This is a genomic window from Paenirhizobium naphthalenivorans (assembly GCF_007992095.1).
In the GTDB taxonomy this organism is placed as follows: Bacteria; Pseudomonadota; Alphaproteobacteria; order Rhizobiales; family Rhizobiaceae; genus Allorhizobium; species Allorhizobium naphthalenivorans.
Genome location: NZ_BJZP01000083.1, coordinates 1 through 1,596, shown reverse-complemented (window position 1 = coordinate 1,596; position 1,596 = coordinate 1). Strand labels below are relative to the sequence as shown.

The window sequence follows — 1,596 nt, the reverse complement described above, 5'->3', positions numbered from 1 at the left end:
TCGAGCAGTACCTTGGCAACGTCATCTCCATCGAGCGTATGCGGACGCGTGAGGTGCCGGAACGCCGTGGCACCCGTATTGCCCGCTACGATGAGCTGTTCCAGTTCATCAGATTCTGCATTACCGGTGAAAATCACCCCGTACGCCTACCTGAAATTCCCATGTACTTAGATTGGCTGGCGACCGCGGAGCTAGAGCACGGCCTTACCCCGAAGGTCGAAAACCGGTTCCTCAGCGCGATTGCGATCGACGGTTTGCCGGCCGAGAGCTGGCCCGGTATCCTCAACAGCCTCGATCTCTTGCCGCTCACTTATCGCTGGTCGTCGCGCTTCATCTTTCTGGATGCTGAGGAAGCCAAACAGCGGTTGGAGCGCACGCGCAAGAAATGGCAGCAGAAAGTACGGCCGTTTTTCGACCAACTCTTCCAGACGCAAAGTCGATCCGTTGACCAGGACGCAATGGCTATGGTCGCGGAGACTGAAGACGCGATCGCCGAGGCATCTTCGCAGCTGGTCGCCTATGGCTACTACACGCCGGTGATCATTCTATTCGACGAAAGCAGAGAGAAGCTTGCCGATAAAGCCGAGTCCGTTCGAAGGTTGATCCAGGCTGAAGGATTTGGCGCGCGGATCGAGACGTTGAATGCGACGGACGCATTCCTCGGGAGCCTGCCAGGCAGCTGGTACTGCAACATCCGGGAACCGCTGATAAACACCCGCAACCTCGCGGACCTCATCCCCCTCAATTCCGTTTGGTCGGGCAGTCCACTTGCCCCGTGCCCGTTCTATCCACCCGACGCGCCGCCACTGACACAGGTGGCTTCCGGATCGTCACCCTTCCGACTAAACCTTCACGTGGATGATGTCGGGCATACGCTTATTTTCGGACCGACCGGTTCCGGCAAGTCAACGCTTCTCGCGCTCATCGCAGCGCAATTTCGCCGGTATGAGGGTGCGCAGGTTTTCGCCTTCGACAAAGGCAACTCTATCCTGCCGCTCACGCTGGCCGTCGATGGCAATCACTATGAAATCGGCGGCGAGGCAGGAGAGGGGGCTAAGCTTGCCTTTTGCCCTCTTTCCGAACTCTCGACCGATACCGACCGCGCCTGGGCTTCCGAATGGATGGAAACACTCGTCTCCCTGCAGGGTGTCACGGTCAACCCGGACCACCGAAACGCCATATCTCGACAGATCGGTTTGATGGCGGGGGCGCCAGGCCGGTCGCTGTCTGATTTTGTGAGTGGCGTGCAGATGCGGGAGATCAAGGACGCGTTGCACCACTACACTGTTGACGGCCCCATGGGCCAGCTTCTCGACGCCGAACAGGATTCGCTGACCCTCGGTCAATTCCAGTGCTTCGAGATCGAGCAACTGATGAATATGGGCGAGCGAAATCTCGTACCAGTGCTGACCTATCTGTTTCGACGGATCGAAAAGCGGCTCACGGGAGCACCAAGCCTTATCATTCTCGATGAGGCGTGGCTGATGCTCGGCCACCCGGTTTTCCGCGACAAGATCCGCGAGTGGCTGAAGGTGCTGCGAAAGGCGAACTGTGCCGTCGTTCTCGCCACTCAGTCAATTTCGGACGCAGAGCGCT

1 protein-coding gene is annotated in these 1,596 nt (G+C 58.5%); it reads left to right on the top strand.

The features are described 5' to 3' along the window. Nucleotides 1–1,596, top strand: a 1,596-nt coding sequence (locus tag RNA01_RS23160) for a VirB4 family type IV secretion/conjugal transfer ATPase (RefSeq protein ID WP_147182435.1), incomplete at both ends; no start/stop codon positions are given.